The 22,639-nt window shown below is 67.7% G+C and carries 20 protein-coding genes and 1 riboswitch; of the genes, 11 read left to right on the forward strand and 9 right to left on the reverse strand.

Going from position 1 to position 22,639, the window contains the following annotated elements; genetic code table 11:
* Nucleotides 1–357 precede the first annotated feature (357 nt).
* A complete protein-coding gene (locus ACO1P8_RS22540; protein WP_486298075.1) occupies nt 358–1,368 on the reverse strand; it encodes a sodium:calcium antiporter in 1,011 nt (336 codons plus the stop codon).
* Nucleotides 1,369–1,444: 76 nt separating this feature from the next.
* Nucleotides 1,445–1,585: riboswitch (yybP-ykoY riboswitch) on the reverse strand.
* An 88-nt stretch (nt 1,586–1,673) separates the two neighbouring features.
* Here ACO1P8_RS22540 and ACO1P8_RS22545 point away from each other — a divergent pair.
* A complete protein-coding gene (locus ACO1P8_RS22545; RefSeq protein WP_486298076.1) occupies nt 1,674–3,017 on the forward strand; it encodes an aminopeptidase P N-terminal domain-containing protein in 1,344 nt (447 codons plus the stop codon).
* Between the two features lie 87 nt (nt 3,018–3,104).
* Here ACO1P8_RS22545 and ACO1P8_RS22550 read toward each other — a convergent pair whose 3' ends face one another.
* Entirely contained in the window at nt 3,105–3,557 is a 453-nt protein-coding gene (locus tag ACO1P8_RS22550) for an NINE protein (RefSeq protein WP_486298077.1), read from the reverse strand.
* 52 nt (nt 3,558–3,609) lie between these two features.
* On the opposite strand from ACO1P8_RS22550, the gene ACO1P8_RS22555 reads away from it, so the two are divergent.
* From ACO1P8_RS22555 to ruvA, 6 genes are all read left to right on the forward strand, one after another.
* Entirely contained in the window at nt 3,610–4,785 is a 1,176-nt protein-coding gene (locus tag ACO1P8_RS22555; protein ID WP_486298078.1) for an FAD-dependent monooxygenase, read from the forward strand.
* A gap of 162 nt (nt 4,786–4,947) precedes the next feature.
* On the forward strand, nt 4,948–5,973 hold the full coding sequence (dusB, locus tag ACO1P8_RS22560; protein ID WP_486298079.1) for a tRNA dihydrouridine synthase DusB: 1,026 nt from the start codon (nt 4,948–4,950) through the stop codon (nt 5,971–5,973).
* 36 nt (nt 5,974–6,009) lie between these two features.
* Nucleotides 6,010–6,249, forward strand: coding sequence for a helix-turn-helix domain-containing protein (locus ACO1P8_RS22565; RefSeq protein WP_486298080.1), 240 nt, complete (start codon nt 6,010–6,012; stop codon nt 6,247–6,249).
* Nucleotides 6,250–6,286: 37 nt separating this feature from the next.
* Nucleotides 6,287–7,876: a bifunctional phosphoribosylaminoimidazolecarboxamide formyltransferase/IMP cyclohydrolase gene (purH, locus tag ACO1P8_RS22570; RefSeq protein WP_486298081.1), complete on the forward strand. Its 1,590-nt coding sequence runs from the start codon at nt 6,287–6,289 to the stop codon at nt 7,874–7,876.
* The gene (gene ruvC / locus ACO1P8_RS22575) at nt 7,876–8,427 is read left to right on the forward strand and encodes a crossover junction endodeoxyribonuclease RuvC (RefSeq protein WP_486298082.1); all 552 of its coding nucleotides are present in this window, start codon (nt 7,876–7,878) and stop codon (nt 8,425–8,427) included. Before purH ends, ruvC begins: the two co-directional genes overlap by 1 nt.
* Nucleotides 8,428–8,447: 20 nt before the next feature.
* Entirely contained in the window at nt 8,448–9,020 is a 573-nt protein-coding gene (gene ruvA / locus ACO1P8_RS22580; RefSeq protein WP_486298083.1) for a Holliday junction branch migration protein RuvA, read from the forward strand.
* A 45-nt stretch (nt 9,021–9,065) separates the two neighbouring features.
* Here the strand turns inward: ruvA and ACO1P8_RS22585 are convergent, their stop codons facing one another.
* Both ACO1P8_RS22585 and ACO1P8_RS22590 read right to left on the reverse strand, forming a co-directional pair.
* A complete protein-coding gene (locus ACO1P8_RS22585) occupies nt 9,066–9,998 on the reverse strand; it encodes a complex I NDUFA9 subunit family protein (protein WP_486298084.1) in 933 nt (310 codons plus the stop codon).
* A gap of 94 nt (nt 9,999–10,092) precedes the next feature.
* Nucleotides 10,093–11,058, reverse strand: coding sequence for a threo-3-hydroxy-L-aspartate ammonia-lyase (locus tag ACO1P8_RS22590; protein ID WP_486298085.1), 966 nt, complete (start codon nt 11,056–11,058; stop codon nt 10,093–10,095).
* A gap of 120 nt (nt 11,059–11,178) precedes the next feature.
* On the opposite strand from ACO1P8_RS22590, the gene ruvB reads away from it, so the two are divergent.
* Nucleotides 11,179–12,252: a Holliday junction branch migration DNA helicase RuvB gene (gene ruvB / locus ACO1P8_RS22595; protein WP_486298086.1), complete on the forward strand. Its 1,074-nt coding sequence runs from the start codon at nt 11,179–11,181 to the stop codon at nt 12,250–12,252.
* 3 nt (nt 12,253–12,255) lie between these two features.
* Here the strand turns inward: ruvB and recQ are convergent, their stop codons facing one another.
* Together recQ and ACO1P8_RS22605 are read right to left on the reverse strand one after the other, a co-directional pair.
* A complete protein-coding gene (recQ, locus tag ACO1P8_RS22600) occupies nt 12,256–14,082 on the reverse strand; it encodes a DNA helicase RecQ (RefSeq protein WP_486298087.1) in 1,827 nt (608 codons plus the stop codon).
* A gap of 80 nt (nt 14,083–14,162) precedes the next feature.
* Nucleotides 14,163–15,341, reverse strand: coding sequence for a fimbrial protein (locus tag ACO1P8_RS22605; RefSeq protein WP_486298088.1), 1,179 nt, complete (start codon nt 15,339–15,341; stop codon nt 14,163–14,165).
* Nucleotides 15,342–15,666: 325 nt separating this feature from the next.
* Between ACO1P8_RS22605 and ACO1P8_RS22610 the strand changes: the two genes are divergently transcribed.
* Both ACO1P8_RS22610 and risK read left to right on the forward strand, forming a co-directional pair.
* Nucleotides 15,667–16,368 (forward strand): response regulator, encoded by a 702-nt coding sequence (locus ACO1P8_RS22610; protein WP_094840378.1) that lies wholly within the window; start codon nt 15,667–15,669, stop codon nt 16,366–16,368.
* Complete coding sequence (gene risK / locus ACO1P8_RS22615; RefSeq protein WP_486298089.1) at nt 16,365–17,831, forward strand: sensor histidine kinase RisK; 1,467 nt, start codon at nt 16,365–16,367, stop codon at nt 17,829–17,831. The genes ACO1P8_RS22610 and risK overlap by 4 nt, the downstream gene beginning before the upstream one ends.
* Nucleotides 17,832–17,852: 21 nt before the next feature.
* Here risK and ACO1P8_RS22620 read toward each other — a convergent pair whose 3' ends face one another.
* Together ACO1P8_RS22620 and ACO1P8_RS22625 are read right to left on the reverse strand one after the other, a co-directional pair.
* A complete protein-coding gene (locus ACO1P8_RS22620; protein ID WP_486298090.1) occupies nt 17,853–18,914 on the reverse strand; it encodes a cytochrome d ubiquinol oxidase subunit II in 1,062 nt (353 codons plus the stop codon).
* The gene (locus ACO1P8_RS22625; protein ID WP_486298091.1) at nt 18,911–20,254 is read right to left on the reverse strand and encodes a cytochrome ubiquinol oxidase subunit I; all 1,344 of its coding nucleotides are present in this window, start codon (nt 20,252–20,254) and stop codon (nt 18,911–18,913) included. The genes ACO1P8_RS22620 and ACO1P8_RS22625 overlap by 4 nt, the downstream gene beginning before the upstream one ends.
* A 129-nt stretch (nt 20,255–20,383) precedes the next feature.
* On the opposite strand from ACO1P8_RS22625, the gene ACO1P8_RS22630 reads away from it, so the two are divergent.
* Nucleotides 20,384–22,150 carry a glutamine--tRNA ligase/YqeY domain fusion protein gene (locus ACO1P8_RS22630; RefSeq protein ID WP_486298092.1) on the forward strand — a complete coding sequence of 589 codons (1,767 nt, stop codon included), beginning with the start codon at nt 20,384–20,386 and terminating at the stop codon, nt 22,148–22,150.
* Nucleotides 22,151–22,225: 75 nt separating this feature from the next.
* Here ACO1P8_RS22630 and ACO1P8_RS22635 read toward each other — a convergent pair whose 3' ends face one another.
* Entirely contained in the window at nt 22,226–22,621 is a 396-nt protein-coding gene (locus ACO1P8_RS22635; RefSeq protein WP_486298093.1) for a hypothetical protein, read from the reverse strand.
* Between the last annotated feature and the right edge of the window lie 18 nt (nt 22,622–22,639).

A 22,639-nucleotide genomic window follows, 5' to 3' on the forward strand; every position in this document is an offset into this window, starting at 1 on the left:
GGCGCACCAGCCTGGATCGGCATACCGACGGGCATGCCAGGAAAGCGAGACGGGGAAGTACGGTGGCAAGCGCTATGCGGGATCCGAAGAAAGCGATCGGCACGAAGGCATCGGGCCTGGGTCTTCTTCGGGCGTTCCGGCCGCAACGCGGACGGAACGATAGAGCTTGCTGGACAACCGCACCCTGCGGGACAGGGCGCGGCAGAGTTGATCTGCGTGAACCCTATCAGGCAGCGACGCCGACACTAGGTCGACTATTACTGTCGCCGGAATCTGTATTCACGTAGCAACTCCTGGGGATTCGAAGCCGCTATTGTAATCGGGTTTACCCCCATGCTCAATGGCTTGGCCTGCTTTTCAGGCATAGAAATGCCAGCCGATGTAACCGGCGAACAACGCATACAGCCCGCCCACCGCGGAGAGCGTGCGCAGGCTCATGGCTTCCTGGCGAAAACGCAGCCAGAGCACGCCGATGGAGAGCATGGTGAACAGGCCGGCGGCGATCAGGGTGCCGTCCAGCAACCAGGGGGTAAGGAAGATGCCCAGGGCACTGGGGATGGTGGCCTGGATCATCATGGCGCCGGAAATATTGGCCAGCGCGAGGCGCTCCTTGCCCTGCCTGACCCAGATGATGGCGTTCATGATTTCCGGCAGTTCGGTGGCGACGGGCGCCAGCAGCAGGGCCGCCACATGCGGGCTGGCGCCCATGAACTCGCCCAGGGCTTCGATCTGCACCACGAAGATGCGCGAGGCGACAGCGATGACGGCCAGCGCCAGTACGGTCTGCAGACAGGCCCAGCCCATGGTCGGCTCCGCATCGCGCGGCCTGAACTTCAAGGGTTCCAGCACGTCGGCCTCGATACAGGTATCCTCCGCGGCCAGCGCCCGCTTGACGTACAGCGCATAGGCGAGCAGAAAGAGTATGCCCAGCCACGGCTTCCAGGCGAAGGCCAGCAGCCCCAGGGCCACTTTGAAGACAAAGATGCCCATGAACCACGCCTGGTCGCGTGCCAGCCGCTGCTGGTCCGCCTTGATACAGGGATCGCCGACGCTCGCGGGCTGCCGCTTGCGCAGGCGCATCAACGCCAGACCCACCACCGCGTAGGCAAGCGTGGACAAGACCAGCGGCCCGCCCATGGCGGCCCCCACCCCGATATCTTTCTGGTCCGGCGTGGTGCCGAACACCACGGCCATGAATGTAACGGCGCTTTCCGGCAAAGCGGTGCCGAACGCGGCCAGCACGGTGCCTACCGCCGTCGCACCCAGCTCGAGCCGGTGCCCCACCCATTCGACGCCATTGACGAAGTATTCGCAGGCGAGATAGATCGCGACTGCCGAGGCGAAAAACAAAACGAACGTGGAAATCATGATGACACAGCCGGACGAGCGGATACCGATGGCGCGACGACACGGCTCGCCCGGCTGGGTTAGCGTGTCGTGGCCAAAGGTCTCGCCTGGCGGGTTTGCGCGGTGCGCGGCGTGCGCGCACGTGGCAAAAGCCGTTTGCGCCATGGGGCCAGGGGCCGCCAAGTGTGTTGACGCAAACTCCTTGGGGCAAGGATGGCTACTCCCCAATGACAACGGGCGGATTGTAGCAGCACGTTAACGCGCCTGTATCGCGAAATTCGCGTGGCGCGCGGTAAAGTAGCCGCTCGGACACAGCCGGATATGCCATGAGCCTGCCTCCCGACGACCTCGCTCCCCAGATGGCCCGCCGTCGCCACCTACAGGCGCTGATGCGAGCGGCCGGAGGCGGCATTGCCCTGCTGCCCGCCGCGCGGACCGCGGTGCGCAACCGCGACGCGGAATACCCCTATCGGCAGGACAGCGACTTCCTGTACCTGACCGGCTTCCCGGAACCGGACGCCTGGCTGGTGCTGATCGCCGGGGACACGGACCGCTCCGTGCTGTTCTGCCGCGACAAGAACGAAGAGCGGGAACTATGGGAAGGACGCAGCTTCGGCCCGGATGCCGCCGTCGCGCGCTTCGGCTTCGACGAGGCCTATCCGGTCGACCGCCTGGACGACATACTGCCCGGCATGCTGCTGGACCAGCCCATCCTGTTCGCGAGCTTATTGCGCGATGAGCGCGTCGACGAACGCGTGCGGCGGGCCGTCGACGCGGCGCGCGCGCAATCCCGCACGGGGCAGCGTCCGCCCATCCGCCAGCAGGATCCCCTGCCCCTCATCGCCGAGATGCGGCTGGTGAAGGACCCGGCTGAGATCGCCACCATGCGCCGCGCCGCGCGGATTTCCGCCGGCGCCCATGCGCGCGCCATGCGCCATGCGCGGCCCGGCATGCGGGAATACGAGATCGAAGCCGAACTCCTCTACGAGTTTCGCCGCCATGGCGCGCAATCGGTTGCCTACAACACGATCGTGGCGACGGGGCCGAACGCCTGCATCCTGCACTATCCGGCGGGAGAGGCGGTGCTGGAAGACGGCCATCTGGTCCTGGTGGACGCCGGCTGCGAAGTGGACGGCTATGCCGCCGACATCACCCGCACGTTTCCGGCGAATGGCCGCTACAGCGGCCCGCAACGCCTGCTGTACGACCTGACCGTGGCGGCGCAGGATGCGGCCAGTGCAGCGACCCGTCCCGGCCTGACATGGAATGACGGACACGAGGCCGCGCTGCGCGTGCTGGCCCAGGGCATGATCGACACCGGCCTGCTGCAAGGCTCGCTGGATGGCGTGCTCGAATCGAAAGCCTACAACCGGTTCTATATGCACCGTACGGGCCACTGGCTGGGCCTGGACGTGCACGACGTGGGCGACTACCGCATGCCGGATGCGCCCGCGGGGCCGGACCGGCCCTGGCGCGTCCTGGAAAAGGGCATGCTGCTGACGATAGAACCCGGAATCTACGTACGCCCCGCGGACGACGTGCCGGAAGCGTTCTGGAACATCGGCATCCGCACCGAGGACGATGCCCTGGTCACGGACGAAGGCTGCGAACTGATCACGCGCGGCGTGCCGGTGGATGCGCGAGAGATCGAAGCGCTGATGCGCGAATAGACCTGGGCGGATCCGGCCGCGCCGTCGCATAGCCGCCGGTCCCGATGCCGGCGCCGGCCTTGGGCCACGGGCGATGCGCCACCGGCGTCAGAGGACGTAGCCCTCCAGCCACCCCATGGCCTGCCATACGTAGACCACCACCATGGCGATGGCGAACATGGTGCAGATGGACCCGATCAGCACCGCGCCCAGCGCGACCAGCACCGGCCCCCACCCCGTGCGCGACGTCCCGGCCAGGCCGGGGTTGTACGCGCGATCGAATTTTTCATCGGCGCGCAGGCTGAGCACGGCGCTTTCGATGAAGCCTTCGGTCATGGGAATGAACAGCAGGAAGAAGGCCGGATTGTCGTACCACACCGGAAACCACCGCGTGGCGGCCAGGCATGCGACCGCGTAGAGCGTCACCCAGATGGCGCCCCGGCGTCCGAGATACCACCAGTGCGCGCCCATCCAGCCGAGGAACAAAGCAAGCAGGCCGGCGCGCACCTTGGTACGGGGCACGCGGGGCGACGACTGCAGAACGGAGGACGCTTCGGCCATATATATTCCATCGCAGACAGGCTGCGTCGCGAATTGTAGCTAGAATTCCGGCATGAAAGATTCGGCATTTCCTATCGCGATCCTGGGCGCCGGCCCGGTGGGGCAGGCGCTGGCGCTGATGCTGGCACGCGTGACCGACGATGCCTCGCGTATTGCCCTGATCCAGGGCGCGCCTCATGTCCCGGCCGCGCCGGCCGCCGCGACCGGCGCGGCCGCCGGGGCCCGTGTCCTCGCCCTGAACCACGGCAGCCTGATGCTGCTCGAGACGCTGGGCGCGCGGCCGCGGGGCGCCGCGCCCATCCATACCATCCATGTTTCCCAGCGCGGGCGCCTGGGCCATACCGTGATCCGCCATACGGACTTCCGCGTGCCCGAGCTGGGCGCCGTCGCGCCCTATCCCGCCGTACGCGATGCGCTGGCGGGCGCGGTGGCCGAATCCGGCGTCACCGTGCTGCATGCGCACGGCTCGCGCGTCGCCGGCCGCGATGGCGACGGGGTGATCGTGCGGGCGGCGGACGGACAGGAGACCCGCTGCGCCGTGGCGGTCGTATCCGACGGCGCGGCGGCGGGACAGTTGCGCCGCGAATACGGCCAGGACGCCGTCCTGACCACCGTCCGCGCCACGCGGCCCCGCGCCGGCTGGGCCTTCGAGCGATTCACCCGCGAAGGTCCGCTCGCCCTGCTGCCCCACCCCGCCGGCGAAGATTGCTACGGCGTCGTGTGGTGCTGCGCGCCGGCGCACGCGGCCACACTGGCGACACTGGATGCGCCGGCTTTCTCGCATGCGATCGGCGCCGCCTTCGGCGACCGCCTGGGCGCCCTGACCTGTATCGCCGATCGCCACGTTTCGTCCCTCTTCATGAGCATGCGCCGCGCGCAGGTCGACGGGCGCGTGGTCGCGATCGGCAACGCGGCGCAAACCCTGCATCCGGTCGCCGGCCAGGGCCTGAACCTGGGCCTGCGCGATGCTGCCGCCCTGGCGCAATCCCTGACGCCCTGGCTGCGCGACCCCACCCGCGATCCCGCCGCCTCGCTGCGCCGGTTCGCCGGCGCCCGCCGAGGCGACCGCTGGATCACCACCGCCCTGACCGATCTGCTGCCGCGCGTCTTCACCACCGGCCTGGCGCCCGTGGAACACGCCTGCGGACTGGCGCTGCTCGCCCTGGACCTGGCCGCGCCGCTGCGCGCTCCCCTGGCCCGGCATCTGCTGCAAGGCTGGCGGGCCTGATAGCGGGCGTCGCAATGCCCGGCGGTCGCGCCCGCGCGACGCCGCATGCCCATGGCCCGCCGCCATGCAAGGGATGCACGGCGACACGGCCGGGCGGGACTGTCCCGGGGGGCCGCAACAGGGCGTAATCCGGGCCGCATCCGGCCCGGGTAAAATCCGCGGATGCAAATCGGCCCCTGGACCCTTCCGAACAACGTGCTGGTCGCGCCCATGGCGGGCGTGACGGACCGCCCGTTCCGCCAGCTGTGCAAGCGGCTGGGCGCGGGCTACGCCGTGTCGGAAATGGCCGCGAGCAACCCGCGGCTGTGGGACAGCGTGAAGACGTCGCGGCGCCTGAACCATGACGGAGAGATCGCGCCGGTCGCGGTGCAGATCGCCGGCGCCGACCCCGCCATGATGGCCGAGGCCGCCGTGTTCAATGCCGGCAAGGGCGCCCGCATCATCGACATCAACATGGGGTGCCCGGTCAAGAAAGTATGCAATGTCGCGTCCGGATCGGCCCTGCTGCGCCACGAGGACCTGGTGGCGCGCATCCTCGGGGCCGTGGTCGACGCCTGCGCGCCCCTGGGCGTGCCCGTGACGCTCAAGACCCGCACCGGCTGGGACCGCGAACACCGCAATGCCATGCGCATCGCGCGCCTGGCGGAACAGGCCGGCATTGCCGCACTGACCCTGCACGGCCGCACGCGCGCCGATCTCTACACCGGCCAGGCCGAATATGACACCATCCGCGCCGTCAAGGCCGCGGTCCGGATCCCGGTGGTCGCCAACGGCGATATCGACAGTCCCGAGAAAGCGCGCCGCGTCCTGGACTACACTGGCGCGGATGCCGTGATGATAGGCCGGGCCGCCCAGGGCCGGCCGTGGATCTTCCGGGAAATCGATCACTACCTGCGTACCGGCGCCACGCTGGACCCGCCGACCTACGGCGAAATGCGCGATCTGTTGCTCGAGCACCTGGACGACCACTACCGCTTCTACGGCGAACATACAGGTGTCCGGACGGCGCGCAAGCACATCGGCTGGTACGTCGAAGGCCTTTCCGGCGCCGACGAATTCCTTGCCGCCATGAACCGCATCGACGATACCGCCGCACAGGCGCGTGCCGTCGGTGCCTGGTTCGACCAATTTCCGCGCGACGGCCGCCCTGGGCAGGCCGACCGCGCGCAAACCCTGCTGGCGGCCTGACGCCAGTCACACAAACAAAAATAGTTGTGCCCCTATATGAGTAAAAAAGATGTCCTGGAAGAATGCGTGCGCGCCAGCCTGGAGCGCTATTTCGAAGACCTCGGCGACGCCGAACCCCGCGACATGTGGGAAATGGTGATGCGCTGCGTCGAACGGCCGGTCCTCGAAATGGCGATGGAACGGGCCGGCGGCAACCAGTCGCGCGCTTCCGAAATGCTGGGCATTACGCGCAATACCCTGCGCAAGAAACTGCTCGCGCACAACATCCACGTTTGATCACACAGCCGCCGCATCGCGCCTTCCCGACTCCATCATGAAAATCGAAACCGCCCTTATCTCGGTCTCCGACAAGACCGGCATCGTTGAATTCGCCCGTTCGCTGGCGGCGCGCGGCGTGCGCCTGCTCTCGACCGGCGGCACCGCCAGGCTGCTGGCGGAATCCGGCCTGCAGGTCACCGAAGTCGCCGCGCATACCGGGTCGCCGGAAATCCTCGACGGACGCGTCAAGACGCTGCATCCGAAGATCCACGGCGGCCTGCTCGCCCGCCGCGACAGCAAGGAACACATGGCCACGCTGCAGGCCCAGGGTATCGACCGCATCGACATGCTGGTCGTCAACCTGTACCCCTTCCGCGAAACCGTCGCACGCGAGGGCTGCACCTTCGCGGACGCGGTGGAAAACATCGATATCGGCGGGCCGGCGATGCTGCGTGCCGCGGCCAAGAACCACGGCACGGAAGCGGGCGGTGTCACCGTCGTGATCGATCCTGCCGACTACACCCGCGTCCTGGCGGAAATCGATGCCGGCGGAACGACCTCCTATGCACTGCGGCTGGCACTGGCCACCAAGGTGTACGCGCACACCGCGGCCTATGACGGGGCCATCGCCGCCTATCTGAGCAGCCTGGCCGAGCCCGCGCCGGCCCAGGAAGCCGCGCCGGCACGCCATCCCTGGCCCGAGACGCTGACCATCCAGATGCACCAGCAGCAGGCCCTGCGCTACGGCGAAAATCCGCACCAATCCGCCGCCTTCTATGTCGATACGCAACGTCCGGCCGGCGTGCTGGGCAATTACCGGCAGTTGCAAGGCAAGGAGCTTTCGTACAACAACATCGCCGATGCCGATGCCGCGTGGGAATGCGTGCGCACCTTCGACAGCTCGGCCTGCGTGATCGTCAAGCATGCCAATCCCTGCGGCGTCGCGGTGGGCGAGCATGCACTGGAGGCCTACCGCAAGGCATTCAAGACGGACCCGACCTCGGCCTTCGGCGGCATCATCGCCTTCAACCGTCCGGTCGACGCGGCCTTGGCCGAAGCGGTCAGCGAGCAATTCCTGGAGGTCCTGCTGGCTCCCGCCTACGATGGGGCGGCGCTGGCGCTGTTGGCCAAGAAGAAGAACGTGCGCGTGCTGGAAGTGCCGACCGGCGCCGGCCACAACCCATTCGACGTCAAGCGCGTGGGGGGCGGCTGGCTGGTACAGACACCGGATGCGTCCACCGTGGCGCCCGATGCGCTTAAGGTAGTGACGCGCAAGCAGCCCTCCGAACAGCAAATGCTGGACATGATGTTCGCCTGGAAGGTCGCCAAGTACGTCAAATCCAACGCCATCGTGTTCTGCGCGGACGGCATGACCCTGGGCGTGGGCGCGGGCCAGATGAGCCGCGTGGACTCGGCACGCATCGCGTCCATCAAGGCGGAAAACGCCGGCCTGACGCTACGCGGCTCCGCTGTCGCGTCGGATGCGTTCTTCCCCTTCCGCGACGGCCTGGACGTGGTGGTCGCGGCCGGCGCGGATTGCGTGATCCAGCCGGGCGGCAGCATGCGCGATGACGAGGTGATCGCGGCCGCCGACGAGCATGGCATCGCCATGGTGCTGACCGGCACCCGTCATTTCCGGCACTGATGCGCATCCTCGGCGTCGATCCCGGCTTGCGCCGCACCGGCTTCGGCATCATCGACGCCGAAGGCCCACGCCTGCGCTACGTCGCCAGCGGCACCGTCGTGGTGCCGCCGGCGAACGCGCTGTCCGACCGCCTGAAAGTCATCCTGGACAACCTGCGCGACATTATTCGCGATACGCGGCCCGACGTCGCCGCGCTTGAAATCGTCTTCCTCAACACGAATCCCGCCTCCACGCTGCTGCTCGGCCAGGCGCGCGGCGCCGCGCTGTGCGCGATGGCCGACACCGGCCTGGCGGTGCACGAATACACCGCGCTGCAGATCAAGAAGTCGGTCGTCGGCACCGGACGGGCCGCCAAGGAACAGGTACAGGAAATGGTACGGCGCCTGCTGGCGCTGGACGGCCTGCCCGCGCCCGACTCGGCCGATGCGCTGGCCTGCGCCATCTGCCACGCGCACGTCGGCCCGCTGGCGGACCGGCTGGCGGCCTTGAAGCAGCCCCTGCCGCTGCGGCGCGCCGGCATGCGCCTGCGCGGCGGACGCCTATCGGGCTAACCCACCAAGCCATAGACCAAATGATCGGACGACTGACCGGCATCCTTATCGAGAAATCGCCTCCCACCGTCTGCGTGGACGTGAACGGCGTCGGCTACGACGTGGACGTGCCCATGAGCACCCTGTACGCCCTGCCCGAAAACGGGGCCCGCATTTCGCTCTACACGCACCTGACCGTGCGCGAGGATGCGCACCTGCTCTACGGGTTCGCGACTGTCGCCGAACGCAGTGCCTTCCGCGAACTGGTCAAGGTCAGCGGTATCGGCGCGCGCACCGCGCTGTCCGTCCTGTCGGGGTTATCGGTGGCCGACCTGGCCCAGGCCATCACGCTGCAGGAGTCCGGCCGGCTGACGCGCGTGCCCGGCATCGGCAAGAAAACCGCGGAACGGCTGCTGCTGGAAATGCGCGGCAAGCTGGGCGCGGACATCGGCGCGACGCCGCACGCCGTGCCGGATAGCCAGTCGGATATCCTCAACGCCCTGCTTGCGCTGGGCTATTCGGACAAGGAATCGCTGGCGGCGCTCAAAGGCCTGCCCGAGGGCGTCAGCGTATCCGATGGCATACGGCAGGCGTTGAAGGCGCTGGTGCGCTGAACGCGCCCACGCCTGGACGCCGGCGCCGCGTGGCTGACGCCGGGCCTACATGCCGCGTGCCCGCGGGCGCGCCAGATAGCCCGGCACGACGGCTTCCATCGCCGTGGGCACCACACCGAGCTCCGGCGCCATGGGCTCGCGCGCCACGTTGTCCACGGTCAGGCTGTCCAGGTTGTCGGGCGTCATCAGCGGCGTGCCGGGCAGGCAGGCCAGGACACCGGCCTGCAGCCGGCCCAATCCCATCGGGACGTTGATGACGCTGCGCGGATGCCCGCTCCATTTCGCGCACATGCCGGCGATCTCGCCCAGGGTATGCACCTGCGGCCCTGCCAGCTCGTAGACCTTGCCATACGTGTGCGGGTTGGACAGCATCGCGTCGATGGCGGCCGCCACGTCTTCCACATAGACCGGCTGCATGCGGGCCCGGGCGCCGGCCAGCGGCAGCACGGGCAACCAGCGCGCCAGGCCGGCGAACAGATTGGTGAAGCGATCGTCATGGCCGAAGACCACCGACGGGCGCACGATGGTCCACGCACCGTCCCGGGCCGCGGCGTAGGCGTCGCGCAGCGCGGCCTCGCCATCGCCTTTCGAACGCAGATACATGCTGGGACCGTTGGAATCCGCGCCCAGGGCACTCACGTGTATCAACCGCCGCACGCCATGCCGCACGCAGCCCTGGGCGATACGGCGCGGCAACTCGACATGGGCCCGCGCATAGCCCTGGCCGTAGGGACGGCCGCGCCCGTCATGGAGGATGCCGACCAGGTTGATCGCCACATCGCAATCGGCCAGCACCGCGTCCAGCGCGGCGTCATCGTACACGTCGGTTTGCGACAGGGTCACGGTAGGCACGACCTGGAGATCCCGTCCGCGCGCATACAGCCGCGTCGGGACGTGCACCTGGTGCTGCGCCACGCCCAGCCGCGCCACCAGGTGCCGGCCGATGAAGCCGGTGCCGCCTATGATAAGGATACGCATCCGTCACCCCGGGGTCGATATGGCAAACAGGGTCGATTCTGCGCCGGCGGCCCGGGTTGACGCAAGCACGGGCCGGCGATCGGCCGGGCATGGATCAGGACGCGAGGAAGCCCGCGTATGCCTTCAGATCCACATTGCCGCCACTGATAATGACGCCGACGCGCGCGTCGCGCAACGGAACAACCCGTTCCAGCACTGCCGCGGCGCCCAGGCAGCCGGTGGGCTCCACCACCATCTTCATGCGTTCGGCGAAGAACTTCATCGTGTCCACCAGTTGCGGGTCGGCGACCGTGACGATGTCGGTGACATGCTTCTGGATGATGGGGAAGGTCAGCTCGCCGAGATGCGTCGTCAGTGCGCCGTCCGCGATCGACTTGGGAGTGGCGATGGGGATGACGTGGCCGGCGCGCAGCGACTGCTGGCCATCGTTGCCGGCCTCGGGCTCGACGCCGTACACCTTGCACGACGGGCTGAGCGCCGCCGCGCTCAGCAGGGAGCCGGACAGCAGCCCGCCGCCGCCCAGGCAGACGAACAGGTAGTCCAGTTCCCCCACCTCCTCGAACAATTCCTTGGCCGCCGTGCCTTGTCCCGCGATGACGTCGAAATGGTCGTAAGGCGGAATCAGCGTCGCGCCCGTTTCCGCCTGCAATCGCGTGGCGACGGCCTCGCGGTCTTCCTTGTAGCGATCGTAGGTTACGACCTTGCCGCCGTAGCCTTCCGTCGCCGCGCGCTTCGCCGCCGGCGCATCCAGCGGCATGATGATGGTGGCCGATACGCCTTGCAGGCGCGCCGCCAGCGCGATCGCCTGGGCATGATTGCCGGAGGAAAAGGTCAGCACCCCGGCGCGCCGCTGTTCGGGCGTCAGCCGGGCGATCGCGTTATAGCCCCCGCGAAACTTGAAGGCGCCCATGCGCTGGTAGTTTTCGCATTTGAAGAAAACCCGCGCACCGGCACGCGCGTCGGCGGTGCCGGAGGTCAGGACGGGCGTGCGATGCGCAGCGCCCTGCAATCTTTCGCTGGCGGCGACAACATCGGTGTAGGCAGGCAATTGGCGCGACATGGAATTTCCTCGGCAGGAAGAATGGAAAAACCGGGGGATCATAGACCAGCGCGGCACGCGCCGCCATGGCCGGACGAGCCGGTGGTGTACGATAGGCGGGCTATCCTTGCCCCTCCCGTCATGGCCATCCAGTCCGATTCTCTTTCGTCCCGCCCCGACGCCGGCCGCCTGGTCGCGCCGCAGCCCGTATCGCCCAACGAAGAGTCCATCGAACGCGCCCTGCGCCCGAAGATTCTGCGCGACTACGTCGGCCAGGATCGCGCGCGCGAACAGCTGGAAATCTTCATCGCGGCCGCACGCAAGCGCGGCGAGGCGCTCGACCATGTCCTGCTGTTCGGCCCCCCCGGCCTGGGCAAGACCACCCTGGCCCACATCATCGCGCACGAAATGGGCGTGCAGCTGCGCCAGACCTCCGGTCCCGTACTCGAACGCCCGGGCGACCTGGCCGCGCTCCTGACCAACCTGGAAAAGAACGACGTCCTGTTCATCGATGAAATCCATCGCCTGTCGCCGGTCGTCGAGGAAATCCTCTACCCCGCGCTGGAAGACTTTCAGATCGACATTCTGATCGGCGAAGGCCCCGCGGCGCGCAGCGTCAAGCTGGATCTGCAACCCTTTACCCTGGTCGGCGCCACCACCCGCGCCGGCATGCTGACCAACCCCCTGCGCGACCGTTTCGGCATTGTCTCGCGCCTGGAGTTCTACAACGCCACCGATCTGGCCCACATCGTTACCCGCAGTGCCGCCCTGCTGCAGGCCAGTATCACGCCGGAAGGCGCCGACGAAGTCGCGCGCCGTTCGCGCGGTACGCCCCGCATCGCCAACCGGCTGCTGCGGCGCGTGCGCGATTACGCCGAGGTCAAGGCGCAGGGTCACATCGACGCGGAAGTCGCGGGCGCGGCGCTGTCCATGCTGGAGGTCGACCCCCAGGGCCTGGACCTGATGGACCGCAAGCTGCTGGAAGCCATCGTCCACAAGTTCGACGGTGGACCGGTCGGGGTCGATAGCCTCGCCGCGGCCATCGGTGAAGAACGCGACACCATCGAGGACGTCATCGAGCCCTACCTGATCCAGCACGGCTACCTGCAGCGCACCCCGCGCGGCCGCATGGCCACGCAGACCACCTGGCGCCACTTGGGCCTGGCGCCTCCCGCCGGCGCGACCGGCGGCAGCGGAGACCTGTTCGGCGGCTGAAGTTCAGGCGACGCCGGCCACGCATTCCAGGATTTCGTCGCCGTAGGCTTCCAGTTTGCGCGCGCCCACCCCGCTGATGCCGCCCAGTTCGTCGGCGGTTCCCGGCCGGGCCAGGGCGATTTCGCGCAAAGTGGCGTCATGGAAGATGACATAGGCCGGCACGCCATGGTTACGGGCGACCCCGGCCCGCCATGCACGCAAGGCCTCGAACACCGGTTGCGCCTCGGCGGGAAGTTCCGCCACGGGGGCCCGCGAGCGCGTCCCGGCGCTCTTGCCCGCCCGGGCCGCCTTGGGAGACTCCCGGCGCAGCATCAACTGGCGCTCGCCTTTAAGGACGTCCCGGCTGGCCTCCGTCAATGCCAGCGTCCCGTAGCCTTCGGTATCGACGGTCAGCAGTCCCTGCGCCAGCAACTGGCGCAGGACGCCCCGCCAGGCGGAATCCGATAAGTCCGCCCCGACGCCGAAGACCGACAGCGTATGGTGTCCGTACTGGTTCACCCGATCGGTGGTCTTGCCGCGCAGGATATCGATGATGTGGCCGGCGCCATAGCGCTGCCCGCGCTCCTTCCACAGCCGGTACACGGCCGACAGCACCTTCTGCGCCGCCACGGTCCCGTCCCATGCCTGCGGCGGATCCAGGCAGACGTCGCAATTGCCGCAGGCGGTGATGTGCTGCCCGAAATAGGCAAGCAGGCGCACACGCCGGCATTCGACGGTTTCGCACAGCCCCAGCATGGCGTCCAGCTGCTGGCCCAGGCGGCGCCGGAACGACTCGTCGCCCGGGGATTCGTCGATCATGCGGCGTTGCTGCACCACGTCCTGCAGACCGTAGGCCAGCCATGCCGTGGCCGGCAATCCATCGCGACCCGCGCGCCCGGTTTCCTGGTAGTAGCCTTCCACCGACTTCGGCAGGTCGATATGCGCGACGAAGCGCACGTCCGGCTTGTCGATGCCCATGCCGAAGGCGATCGTGGCAACCATGACGATGCCGTCCTCGCGCAGGAAGCGCGATTGGTTCGCTGCGCGCACCGCCGCGCCCAGCCCGGCATGGTAGGGCAAGGCCAGCACCCCGTTGTTGGAGAGGAATTCGGCGGTTTCCTCCACCCGCGCGCGCGACAGGCAATAGACCACGCCCGAATCGCCGGCGTGCTCGCTGCGGATCAGGTCCAGCAGTTGCTTGCGCACCTCGTTCTTTTCGACGATGCGGTAGCGGATGTTGGGGCGGTCGAAACTGGCGACGAAATGGCGCGCCTCGTCCAGCGCCAGCCGTTGGGCGATTTCCGTGCGCGTCACCGCCGTCGCGGTTGCCGTCAGCGCGATGCGCGGCACCTGCGGCCAGCGTTCGTGCAGCAGCGACAGGCCCATGTATTCCGGACGAAAGTCGTGCCCCCATTGCGACACGCAGTGCGCCTCGTCGATGGCGAACAGCGCGATACGGCCGCGTTCGAGCAATTCCAGGCAGCGATCGGTCAGCAGGCGTTCGGGCGCCACGTAAAGCAGATCGAGTTCGCCGTCCAGGAATGCGCGTTCGACATCCCGCGCCACGCGCCAGTCCTGGGTGGAATTCAAATAGGCCGCGCGCACGCCGAGTTCGGTGAGCGCATCGACCTGGTCCTGCATCAAGGCGATCAGCGGCGATACCACTACCCCGGTGCCTTCGCGGACCAGCGCAGGCACCTGGTAGCAGAGCGACTTGCCGCCGCCGGTGGGCATCAGGACCAGCGCGTCACCGCCCTGGATGACGTGATCCACGATGGCCTGCTGCTCGCCGCGGAAGGATTCGTAGCCGAAGACGCGCCGCAGGACTTCCAGGGCGCGCGGCTCAGACATGAAGGAAAGCCGATTGCATCATGCGCGGCATTTTATAGGAGCGGGCAAACCTGCACGCGCACGCTGTGCCGGGAGCGGCACTATCGCCCGCCGATGGGCATGGTCAGTTGCATATTGACGCCGTAGTCGCCGCTGACCACGTCGTGATCGGCGCCCACGGCCAGGCGGACATTGGGCGACAGCATCATGCTTTGGGAAATGCCGTAGCGCCGCTCCAGCATTTCGCCGGTGGTGTCGCGCAGCCCGGAATACGTGCCGCTGAATTCGCCCCAGCCGCTGATCGGCAGGGCGGCCGAAAAGGTATTGCGCCATTGGGCGGTCGCGGTGGCGCCGTCCTGGTAAGTGGAGAGGTCGCCGTAGCCGCTGCTGGTCAGCTCGTTGCCGTAGCCCAGTTTCAGCGTATCGAACACCTTGACGTTGTAGCCCAGGCTGTAGCGCCAGCCCTCCGACGTATCGAAACGGCTTTGCGTCGCGCCGCCCTGCAGCGTGCCCCACTCGCCCATCGAGTAGGTGGTGCCCAGGCCGGTAGCGGTCAGGGCGTGGGCGCTCTGGACCTGCCCCTCCAGGGTGATGTCGGGCGTGACCCCGTAGCGCAGGCTGTTGCTGCCGGCGGTCGGGCCATATTGGACGCCGCCCGCCGACAGGCCGGGATCGGTGTTGTCTATGCGTCCCCATACGGAGGAATAGCCCAGCTTGCCTTCAGGGACCGTGGCATCGCTGCTGGTGGTGAGGTTGGACACCTGCACGCCCCCTATCGTCGCGGCGCTGCTCCAGGCGGGGGAAAAAGGTGTCAGGGTGCCCAGGGACACCGAGGGGCCCTCCACGTTGCGATACGTCAGGTTGCGCTCGCCCAATTGCATGCCGCCCTGTGGCGATATCCCGGCAAACCAGGGCTTGGGCGTGCCCAGGGGCCGCCCCCACTTGACTGGCGTGGCCCCCGGAGGCGGCGGGACGTAGTCCAGGTCCAGGCCGCCGGCGGTGGAATCCGCGGCTTCCGCCGCCGCGGTCGGCACGGCGATGCAGTCCAATGGCTCCGCCTCCCCGTCCGCCTGGGCGGCAGGCCCGGCGGCATCCATGCCGGCGTTTCCCGCCGGCGCTTCAGCCTGCAACGGTGGCACGGGCTGGCAGGGTAGCAGCTCGGCGGTGATCTGCCCCTGGCCCGGCGGCCTGACCGGCAGGGGCAAGGCCGGCGCCAGCACGCCCAGGCCGCGGCCCGCCTGGGCAAGCAGGACCGGAGCGCGCGCGCTGGCGCCCGACATCGACGGTGCGGGATATGCGAGAGCCTCCCCGGCTACGGCGCCCCCGTGGACGCAGCAGGCCAATGCGACGGCAAGCGCGGCGCGGCAGGCGCGCCGCGGGACAAAAACATGCATAAGGCCAAAGTTCCGGTGCCGGGATCGACGTTTATCTATCGGGATTGCAACTGAAAGCCGTCATCCTGGCCGTTACAAAACTCCACCTCCCCTGGAACGGCGTATTTTAATCGGAGCCGAATGGGGCCGTGCTTTATAGTTCGGGGCGATTTCCGATTTCAGTCCATTTCCTCCCCTTGCCCGCGGGGCCCCGGCCTCGCAATATGCGGACATGGAAACACCTCATACAAAATTGCTGGTCGTCGACGACGACCCCGCGCTGCGGCAACTGCTGGCCGACTATCTGAACCGGCATGGCTACGACACCCTGCTGGCGCCCGACGCGGCCGACCTGCCGGCGCGCATTGCCCGCTACGCCCCCGACCTGCTGGTCCTGGACAGGATGCTGCCCGGCGGCGACGGCGCCGACGCCTGCCGGCGGCTGCGCGAACAGGGCGAGGACATTCCGGTGATCCTGTTGACGGCCCGCGATGAAGCCGTGGATCGCATCATCGGCCTGGAGGCCGGTGCCGACGATTACCTGGGCAAGCCTTTCGATCCCCGCGAACTGCTGGCGCGCATCGAAGCCGTCCTGCGCCGCAAAAAGGGCCCGTCGGCGCTGACGCGCGACGCCCCCGTGAATTTCGGCCCCTTCGTTTTCGACCCCGCCACGCGCCAATTGCTGCGCGACGGCGTGGCCGTCAAGCTGACCGGCGGGGAAATCAATCTGCTGGAAGCCCTGGTCCGCAACGCCGGCAAGCCGCTGTCGCGCGAACGCCTGCTGGCCCTGGCCCGCGACGACGACGCCGGCGAACGGAACGACCGTGCCATCGATATCGCCATCCTGCGCCTGCGCCGTGCCATCGAGGACGACCCCAAGCAACCGCGCTGGATCCAGACGGTATGGGGCATAGGCTACCGCTTCTCGCCGTGACCAGGTTTTCGCCGCGCTCCCTGCTGCCGCATTCCCTGCGCACCCGCCTGATACTGCTCGTGCTCGGTTGCATGCTGCTGGCCCAGGCGGGCACGCTTGCCGTGGGCTCGCACTACCGGCAACGGTTCATCGACGACGTGGTGATGGACTACATCGTCACGACGATACGCACGCTGCGCGCCGCCGTATCGGAAGTGCCGGCGGAAGACCGCGCCGGCTTCGTGCGCGATGCGTCCGGCGGACAGTGGCATCTGTGGGCCCGCACGCTTCCCGCCGAGGCGCAACTGGCGCGCTTTCATGGCGGCGGATTGCCGCCGCCTCCCCCGCGCGATGACGTGTCGGCCGCCGACCGCGAAGCCCGGATGGCCGAAATCCGCGAATACCGCAGGAATCGTCCCGATGGCGAGGATAACGACATCCGCCGCGACCTGCGCGGCCTGGTGCACCAACTGAACAATCGCCTGAACGACGGCACGCGCGTCGCGCTGTCGCGCGGGCCGCGGCCGGAAGTCTTCATTTCCCTGGCGCCCAATCCCAGCAGCGAGGACGCGCCGCAACTGCGCGAATGGCTCGTCATTCCGCTGGACCGGCTGGACCCGCCGCTGGCGACGCCGATCGTCATCACATGGCTGGCCACCTTCGGCGTGGTACTGATCCTGGCGGGCGGTTTTTCCTGGCACATCACGCGTCCCATCACCCGCCTGGCCGAAGCCGCAGACAAACTTGCCGCGGGGCAACCGCAGCGCGTCGTGCCGTCCGGTCCGCACGAGACCCGTGTTCTGGGCGAACGCTTCAATGCCATGCTGAACGCGCTGCAGGAATCGGAGTCCGTCCGCCGCACGCTGCTGGCCGGCCTGCCGCACGACCTGAAGGCACCTCTTTCGCGCATGTGGCTGCGCATCGAAATGTCCGACGATGCCGTGTTGACGGAGGGCCTGCGCAAAGACCTCCAGGACATGCAATACATGGTCGACCAGTTCATCGGCTTCGTGCGCGGCACCGATCCGGCGGGTTACCGATATGCGCCCGTCCCGCTTGCCGAGTGGCTGACCGAACGCGTGCAGGGCTGGAAGGGCGCAGGATCGCCGGTGGAGCTGCGCATCGACAGCGATCAACCGATGACGGTGCAGGGCGATGCGGTCGCGCTGGCCCGCCTCCTGGACAACCTGATCGGCAATGCCCTGCACCATGGCGCGCCGCCGGTGGAGGTATCGCTGGCCGAACGCGACGGCATGGCCGTGCTGTGCGTCGCCGACCATGGCAAAGGGATCCCGGCGGACCGCCGGTCCGAGGCGCTGCGGCCGTTCGCCCGGCTGGACGATGCGCGCACGCGGACAGGCAATGTCGGGCTGGGCCTGGCGCTGGTCGAAGCCATCACGCGCGCCCATGGCGGCACGCTTACCCTGGGCACCGCGGCGAGCGGCGGGCTGCGCGTGGAAATCGCCCTGCCCCTGCGCAATTGAGGCGCAACGAACCGCGGCGGCTCACTGCCGTCCGGGCATGCCGGCGATGGCGTTCGCGGGACGCCGCGCCTTGCCGAACAGCGACCGGTAGGCCAGTATGTTGAATACCAGGATCAGCGGAATGGCCACGATGGCCCCGGACAGCACCAGCCGCATCGATCCGAGCGAAGCCGCGCCGTCCCACAGCGTCATGTCGTCCAGGATCAGGAACGGGAACATGCTGTATGCCAGCCCGGTCAGCATCAGCAGGAACAGGCCCACGCAGGCGACGAACGGCACCCAGCTGAAACGCTCGGCGTGCCGCGGCAAGCGCATCAGGACCATTTCCGTACCGACGAAACCCAGCAGCATGGCCACCCACACCGCGGCGGCGAGACCAAGATGGGACAGGTTGCTCCACTTGTAGAAAATGCCGGCGTTGGCCAGGCCCAGCGTGACGGCGATGGCCACCATCCCGGCCGCGGTCCAGCGGATCGCGTGCCGCGCCCACTGTACCGCGCGGCGTTGCAGATCGCCATCCACCCGCATCGTCAACCACGAGGCACCGAGCAGCACGTAGGCCGCCACCGCGCATAAACCGACGAAGAGGGAAAAGCCGTGGTAGCCGGCGGTATTCTGATACCCGGTCGCGATACGGCCCAGGGCCATGCCCTGGCCGAAGGCCGTCATCAGCGAACCGATCCAGAATGCCGTTACCCAGCGCGGCTTGGATTCGGTGCGCGCGCGCAGCCGGAACTCATAGGATACGCTGCGCAAGACGACACCCAGCACCATCAGTGTCAAGGGCGCGTAGAGCTGCCCCAACACGGTCCCCCAGGCAAATGGGAACGCCGCGGCGAACAAGCCGATACCGAGCAACAGCCAGAACTCGTTGGCATCGCGCCAGGGGCTGAGCAGTGCCATCATGCGGCCGCGGTCCTCGGCGGGCGCCAACTGGAGCAGGATGCCGACCCCCAGGTCGAAGCCATCCAGCACCGTACCGGCCACCACCAGCACGAACAGCATCCCCATGAACACCAAAGGCATCCAGAAAGAGGGGTCGTCCGGGGCAAGGCCCAGCGATGCGGCGAGCGTGGCGATCATGATGCGGCTCCCGCCATCCTGCGCACCGGCACGACGCCATAGCGCGCGGCATGGAAAAGCATGCGCACGAAGGCCGTGCCCAGCACCCCATACAGCACCGCATAGCCCAGCGTCCCGTACAACAGCGCGCGCGGCGAGGCCGTTCCGAGGATCTCCGACTGCGTGACGGCACCGTTCACCGCATAGGGCTGGATGCCCACCGCCGTAAAGATCCAGCCGAAAGCCACGAAGGCCGCGCCGGAAAACGTCATCAGCGCGAGCGCGCGCAACCAGCGCCGCGACAGGAAGGAGGGATCGAAGCCACGCTTGCGCAGCTTGAACAAGGTGGCCCAGGCGGCGCAGGTCATCAGGATCGCGAGTATCGCCACGCCCCGCAGGGACCAGAATGTCAGCGCCACCGGCGGTTGCATGTTGGCGTAGTTTTCCAGGGCAAGGAAATGGCCATTGACGTTGCTCCCCAGCCAGCGCGCCGCCGCGTCTTTCAGCGTCCAGATGCCGTGGCTGGTGGCGCTGTCGGCGTCCGGCCAGCCCAGCACGACCAGGTCGGGCGGATCGCCTTCATGCCAATAAAGGGCGGCGGCGGCCGCCTTGGCCGGCTGGTAGTGCGCGATAAGCTTGCCCATCCCCGCCCCTACCGGCGCCAGCAGCACCGCCGCGATGCAGGCCAGGCCCAGTGCGGCGCGGAAGCCCAGGCGTTCGCCGTCGTCCAGCGGCCGGCGCAAGGCCTGCCAGGCGGTAATGCCCATGATCAGGAAAGCCGCCGTCAGCAACGCACCCAGGACGATAGAGCCCAGCATCCATCCCAGCGCGGGGTTGAATACCACTCTGGCCCAATCGTAGATCTGGAAGCGGCCGTCCACGGCGACTGCGCCGTCCGGGGTCTGTGCCCACGACACCAGCGCCAGTACCCAGAAAACGGTGGCCAGATGCCCCAGCGCGACCATCAGTACCGAGAGGGTATGGACGATTTCCGACACGCGACGCTGGCCGAACAGCATGACGCCCAGGAAACAGGACTTCAACGCGAACACCGACAGGACGGCGAAACCCACCAACGGCCCTGCCACATTGCCTATCTTGTCCATCAGCCCGGACCACACGGTGCCGAGCTGCAACAGTACGGGCACGCCGCAGGCCAGCGCCAGGATGAAGGCAAGGGCGAAGATGCGCACCCAGAAACGATAGGCGGAGGTCCAGCCGGCATCGCCGCTGGTGCGGGCGCGCAGCTTGAAATACAACAGCAGCCAGGACAGCGCCAGGGCCAGGGCCATGAAAAGCGCCACGAATGCCAGGCTGCCGATGAACTGCAGACGTCCCAGGAATAAAGGGGGGATGCTCATGGTGGGCGCTAGTTTAGACGTAGTTTGCGCCAATCGCGCCTCCGGAATGGGCAACCCTGACCTTCCGCAAGGCGGCGGGCCCCGAACGTGGCAAAATTGTCCCTTTGCCGCCGCCTTTTCCCGCACAGCATGACCACTGCTTCCCCGCCCCCTGCCGCCGCCAGCTTCCTGCGGCACATCATCGAAGCCGATCTCAAGGCCGAACGCTTCAAAGACAAGCATTGGGCCGGCGTTCCCGGTCCGGCCTCGGTGCAGGCCCAGGGCGGCCTGGATCCTGCCCGCATCCGCACGCGCTTCCCGCCGGAGCCCAACGGCTACCTGCACATCGGCCACGCCAAGAGCATCTGCGTGAACTTCGGGCTGGCGCGGGACTATGGCGGCGCCTGCCATCTGCGCTTCGACGACACCAATCCCGAAAAGGAAGACCAGGAGTACGTCGATGCCATTATCGAAGCGGTGCGCTGGCTGGGCTTCGACTGGAAAGACCCGGGCGGGCGGGAACAGCTGTATTTCGCCAGCGATTACTTCGACACCATGTATGCATTCGCGCAGGCGCTGATCCGCGCCGGCTACGCCTACGTGGACCAGCAGTCGCCGGAGCAAATCCGCGCCAATCGCGGCACGCTGACCGAAGCCGGCAAGGATTCGCCCTGGCGCAACCGTCCGGCGCAGGAATCGCTGGACCTGCTGGAGGAAATGCGCGATGGCAAGCATCCGGACGGCAGCATGGTATTGCGCGCCCGCATCGACATGGCCTCGCCCAATATCAACCTGCGCGATCCGGTCATTTACCGCGTGCGCCACGCCACGCATCACCGCACGGGCGACAAGTGGTGCATCTACCCGATGTACACCTGGGCGCACCCCATCGAAGACGCGCTGGAAGGCATCACGCACAGCATTTGCACGCTGGAGTTCGAAGACCAGCGGCCGTTCTACGACTGGACTCTGGACCGGCTGGCCGAGCTCGGCCTGCTGGCGCGTCCCCTGCCGCATCAATACGAATTCGCGCGGCTGAACCTGACTTACGTCGTGACGAGCAAGCGCAAGCTGCTGCAGCTGGTTCGCGACGGCCATGTGGACGGCTGGGACGACCCGCGCATGCCGACCCTGTTCGGCATGCGCCGCCGCGGCTATCCGGCTTCCGCGATCCGTTTGTTCTGCGATCGGACCAGCATCTCCAAGTCGGAGTCGCGCATCGACTACAGCCTGCTCGAAGCGGCCGTGCGTGACGAACTGGACCCGGTGGCGCCGCGTTCCGTGGCCGTGCTCCAGCCCCTGAAGCTGGTCATCACCAACTATCCCGAAGACCGTGTCGAAACGTGCAGCGCGCCGCGCAATCCGCACGATCCCGCGCAGGGCCAGCGCGAATTCCCGTTCTCCCGCACGCTGTGGATCGAGCAGGACGACTTCCGCGAAGAACCGCCGAAAAAATACTTCCGCCTGTACCCCGGCAATATGGTGCGCTTGAAGTACGGCTATGTGGTGCGCTGTACCGGGTTCGTGAAGGACGAGCAGGGCAACGTGGTCGAAGTGCAGGCCGAATACCTGCCGGAGACTCGCAGCGGCACGCCAGGCGCGGACAGCGTGAAGGTCAAAGGCACGATTACCTGGGTCAGCGCCGCCCACGCCGTCGGCGCAACCATACACCTGTACGACCGCCTGTTCGCGGACCCGCATCCCGACGCCGGCGACAAGGACTTCATCGCGGCGCTGAATCCGGACTCCCGCAAGACCGTCCAGGCTTGGCTGGAACCGGGCACGCAGCTGGAGCCCGGCGTGACGTGGCAGTTCGAACGGCTGGGTTATTTCACGCTGGACAGCGTGACGTCGACGCCCGACGCGCCCATCCTGAACCGCGTTGTAACCTTGAAGGACTCCTGGGGGCACGGCTGAACCAGCCTCCCCGCATTTGAAGGCCCCCGAACCCGGCCGCCGCGCCGGCCGGGACATTGCTTGGCGATATAGCGGTTACGGCCGGCGCCGCGCGGTGTCCGGGTCCAGGTTGGCTGGCCCGGCGGAGGTGTCCTCGGGTCGGTCCATCGGCGGCGCCGCCACCGAGCCGGAAGGCAACAGCCCTTTTTTCTCGGCATCGCTCAGCGCGCCGCGCGATGCCGATTCCTCGCGGCGTCCGCCGGCAGACCCGGCCGGACGCACCGCACCAGATTGCCTCGACTTGCGGGCCTCATCGTCCGGGGCATCCACCGCGCCGTCGCCCGGCTTGCGGTCACGATGGTCGTGAACCGGCAGCTCCGGATCCGGCAGCGCGCCGCCGTCGGGGTCATAGCCTTTTTCCAGGGTGCGCAGCGCTTCCTCTTCCTGTCCGCTAAGGCCGGCAGGACGCCGGGGTGCGTGGCGGTTCGTCATGGACGTTCTCCTTGTCGG

It is taken from the genome of Bordetella sp. (genome assembly GCF_057362025.1).

Excerpts from the sequence above, each read along its gene's own strand:
- ACO1P8_RS22540 (WP_486298075.1), bottom strand. The coding sequence starts at position 1,368 with ATGATTTCCACGTTCGTTTTGTTTTTCGCCTCGGCAGTCGCGATCTAT.
- ACO1P8_RS22545 (WP_486298076.1), top strand. The coding sequence starts at position 1,674 with ATGAGCCTGCCTCCCGACGACCTCGCTCCCCAGATGGCCCGCCGTCGC.
- ACO1P8_RS22550 (WP_486298077.1), bottom strand. The coding sequence starts at position 3,557 with ATGGCCGAAGCGTCCTCCGTTCTGCAGTCGTCGCCCCGCGTGCCCCGT.
- ACO1P8_RS22555 (WP_486298078.1), top strand. The coding sequence starts at position 3,610 with ATGAAAGATTCGGCATTTCCTATCGCGATCCTGGGCGCCGGCCCGGTG.
- dusB (WP_486298079.1), top strand. The coding sequence starts at position 4,948 with ATGCAAATCGGCCCCTGGACCCTTCCGAACAACGTGCTGGTCGCGCCC.
- ACO1P8_RS22565 (WP_486298080.1), top strand. The coding sequence starts at position 6,010 with ATGAGTAAAAAAGATGTCCTGGAAGAATGCGTGCGCGCCAGCCTGGAG.
- purH (WP_486298081.1), top strand. The coding sequence starts at position 6,287 with ATGAAAATCGAAACCGCCCTTATCTCGGTCTCCGACAAGACCGGCATC.
- ruvC (WP_486298082.1), top strand. The coding sequence starts at position 7,876 with ATGCGCATCCTCGGCGTCGATCCCGGCTTGCGCCGCACCGGCTTCGGC.
- ruvA (WP_486298083.1), top strand. The coding sequence starts at position 8,448 with ATGATCGGACGACTGACCGGCATCCTTATCGAGAAATCGCCTCCCACC.
- ACO1P8_RS22585 (WP_486298084.1), bottom strand. The coding sequence starts at position 9,998 with ATGCGTATCCTTATCATAGGCGGCACCGGCTTCATCGGCCGGCACCTG.
- ACO1P8_RS22590 (WP_486298085.1), bottom strand. The coding sequence starts at position 11,058 with ATGTCGCGCCAATTGCCTGCCTACACCGATGTTGTCGCCGCCAGCGAA.
- ruvB (WP_486298086.1), top strand. The coding sequence starts at position 11,179 with ATGGCCATCCAGTCCGATTCTCTTTCGTCCCGCCCCGACGCCGGCCGC.
- recQ (WP_486298087.1), bottom strand. The coding sequence starts at position 14,082 with ATGTCTGAGCCGCGCGCCCTGGAAGTCCTGCGGCGCGTCTTCGGCTAC.
- ACO1P8_RS22605 (WP_486298088.1), bottom strand. The coding sequence starts at position 15,341 with ATGTCGGGCGCCAGCGCGCGCGCTCCGGTCCTGCTTGCCCAGGCGGGC.
- ACO1P8_RS22610 (WP_094840378.1), top strand. The coding sequence starts at position 15,667 with ATGGAAACACCTCATACAAAATTGCTGGTCGTCGACGACGACCCCGCG.
- ACO1P8_RS22620 (WP_486298090.1), bottom strand. The coding sequence starts at position 18,914 with ATGATCGCCACGCTCGCCGCATCGCTGGGCCTTGCCCCGGACGACCCC.
- ACO1P8_RS22625 (WP_486298091.1), bottom strand. The coding sequence starts at position 20,254 with ATGAGCATCCCCCCTTTATTCCTGGGACGTCTGCAGTTCATCGGCAGC.
- ACO1P8_RS22630 (WP_486298092.1), top strand. The coding sequence starts at position 20,384 with ATGACCACTGCTTCCCCGCCCCCTGCCGCCGCCAGCTTCCTGCGGCAC.
- ACO1P8_RS22635 (WP_486298093.1), bottom strand. The coding sequence starts at position 22,621 with ATGACGAACCGCCACGCACCCCGGCGTCCTGCCGGCCTTAGCGGACAG.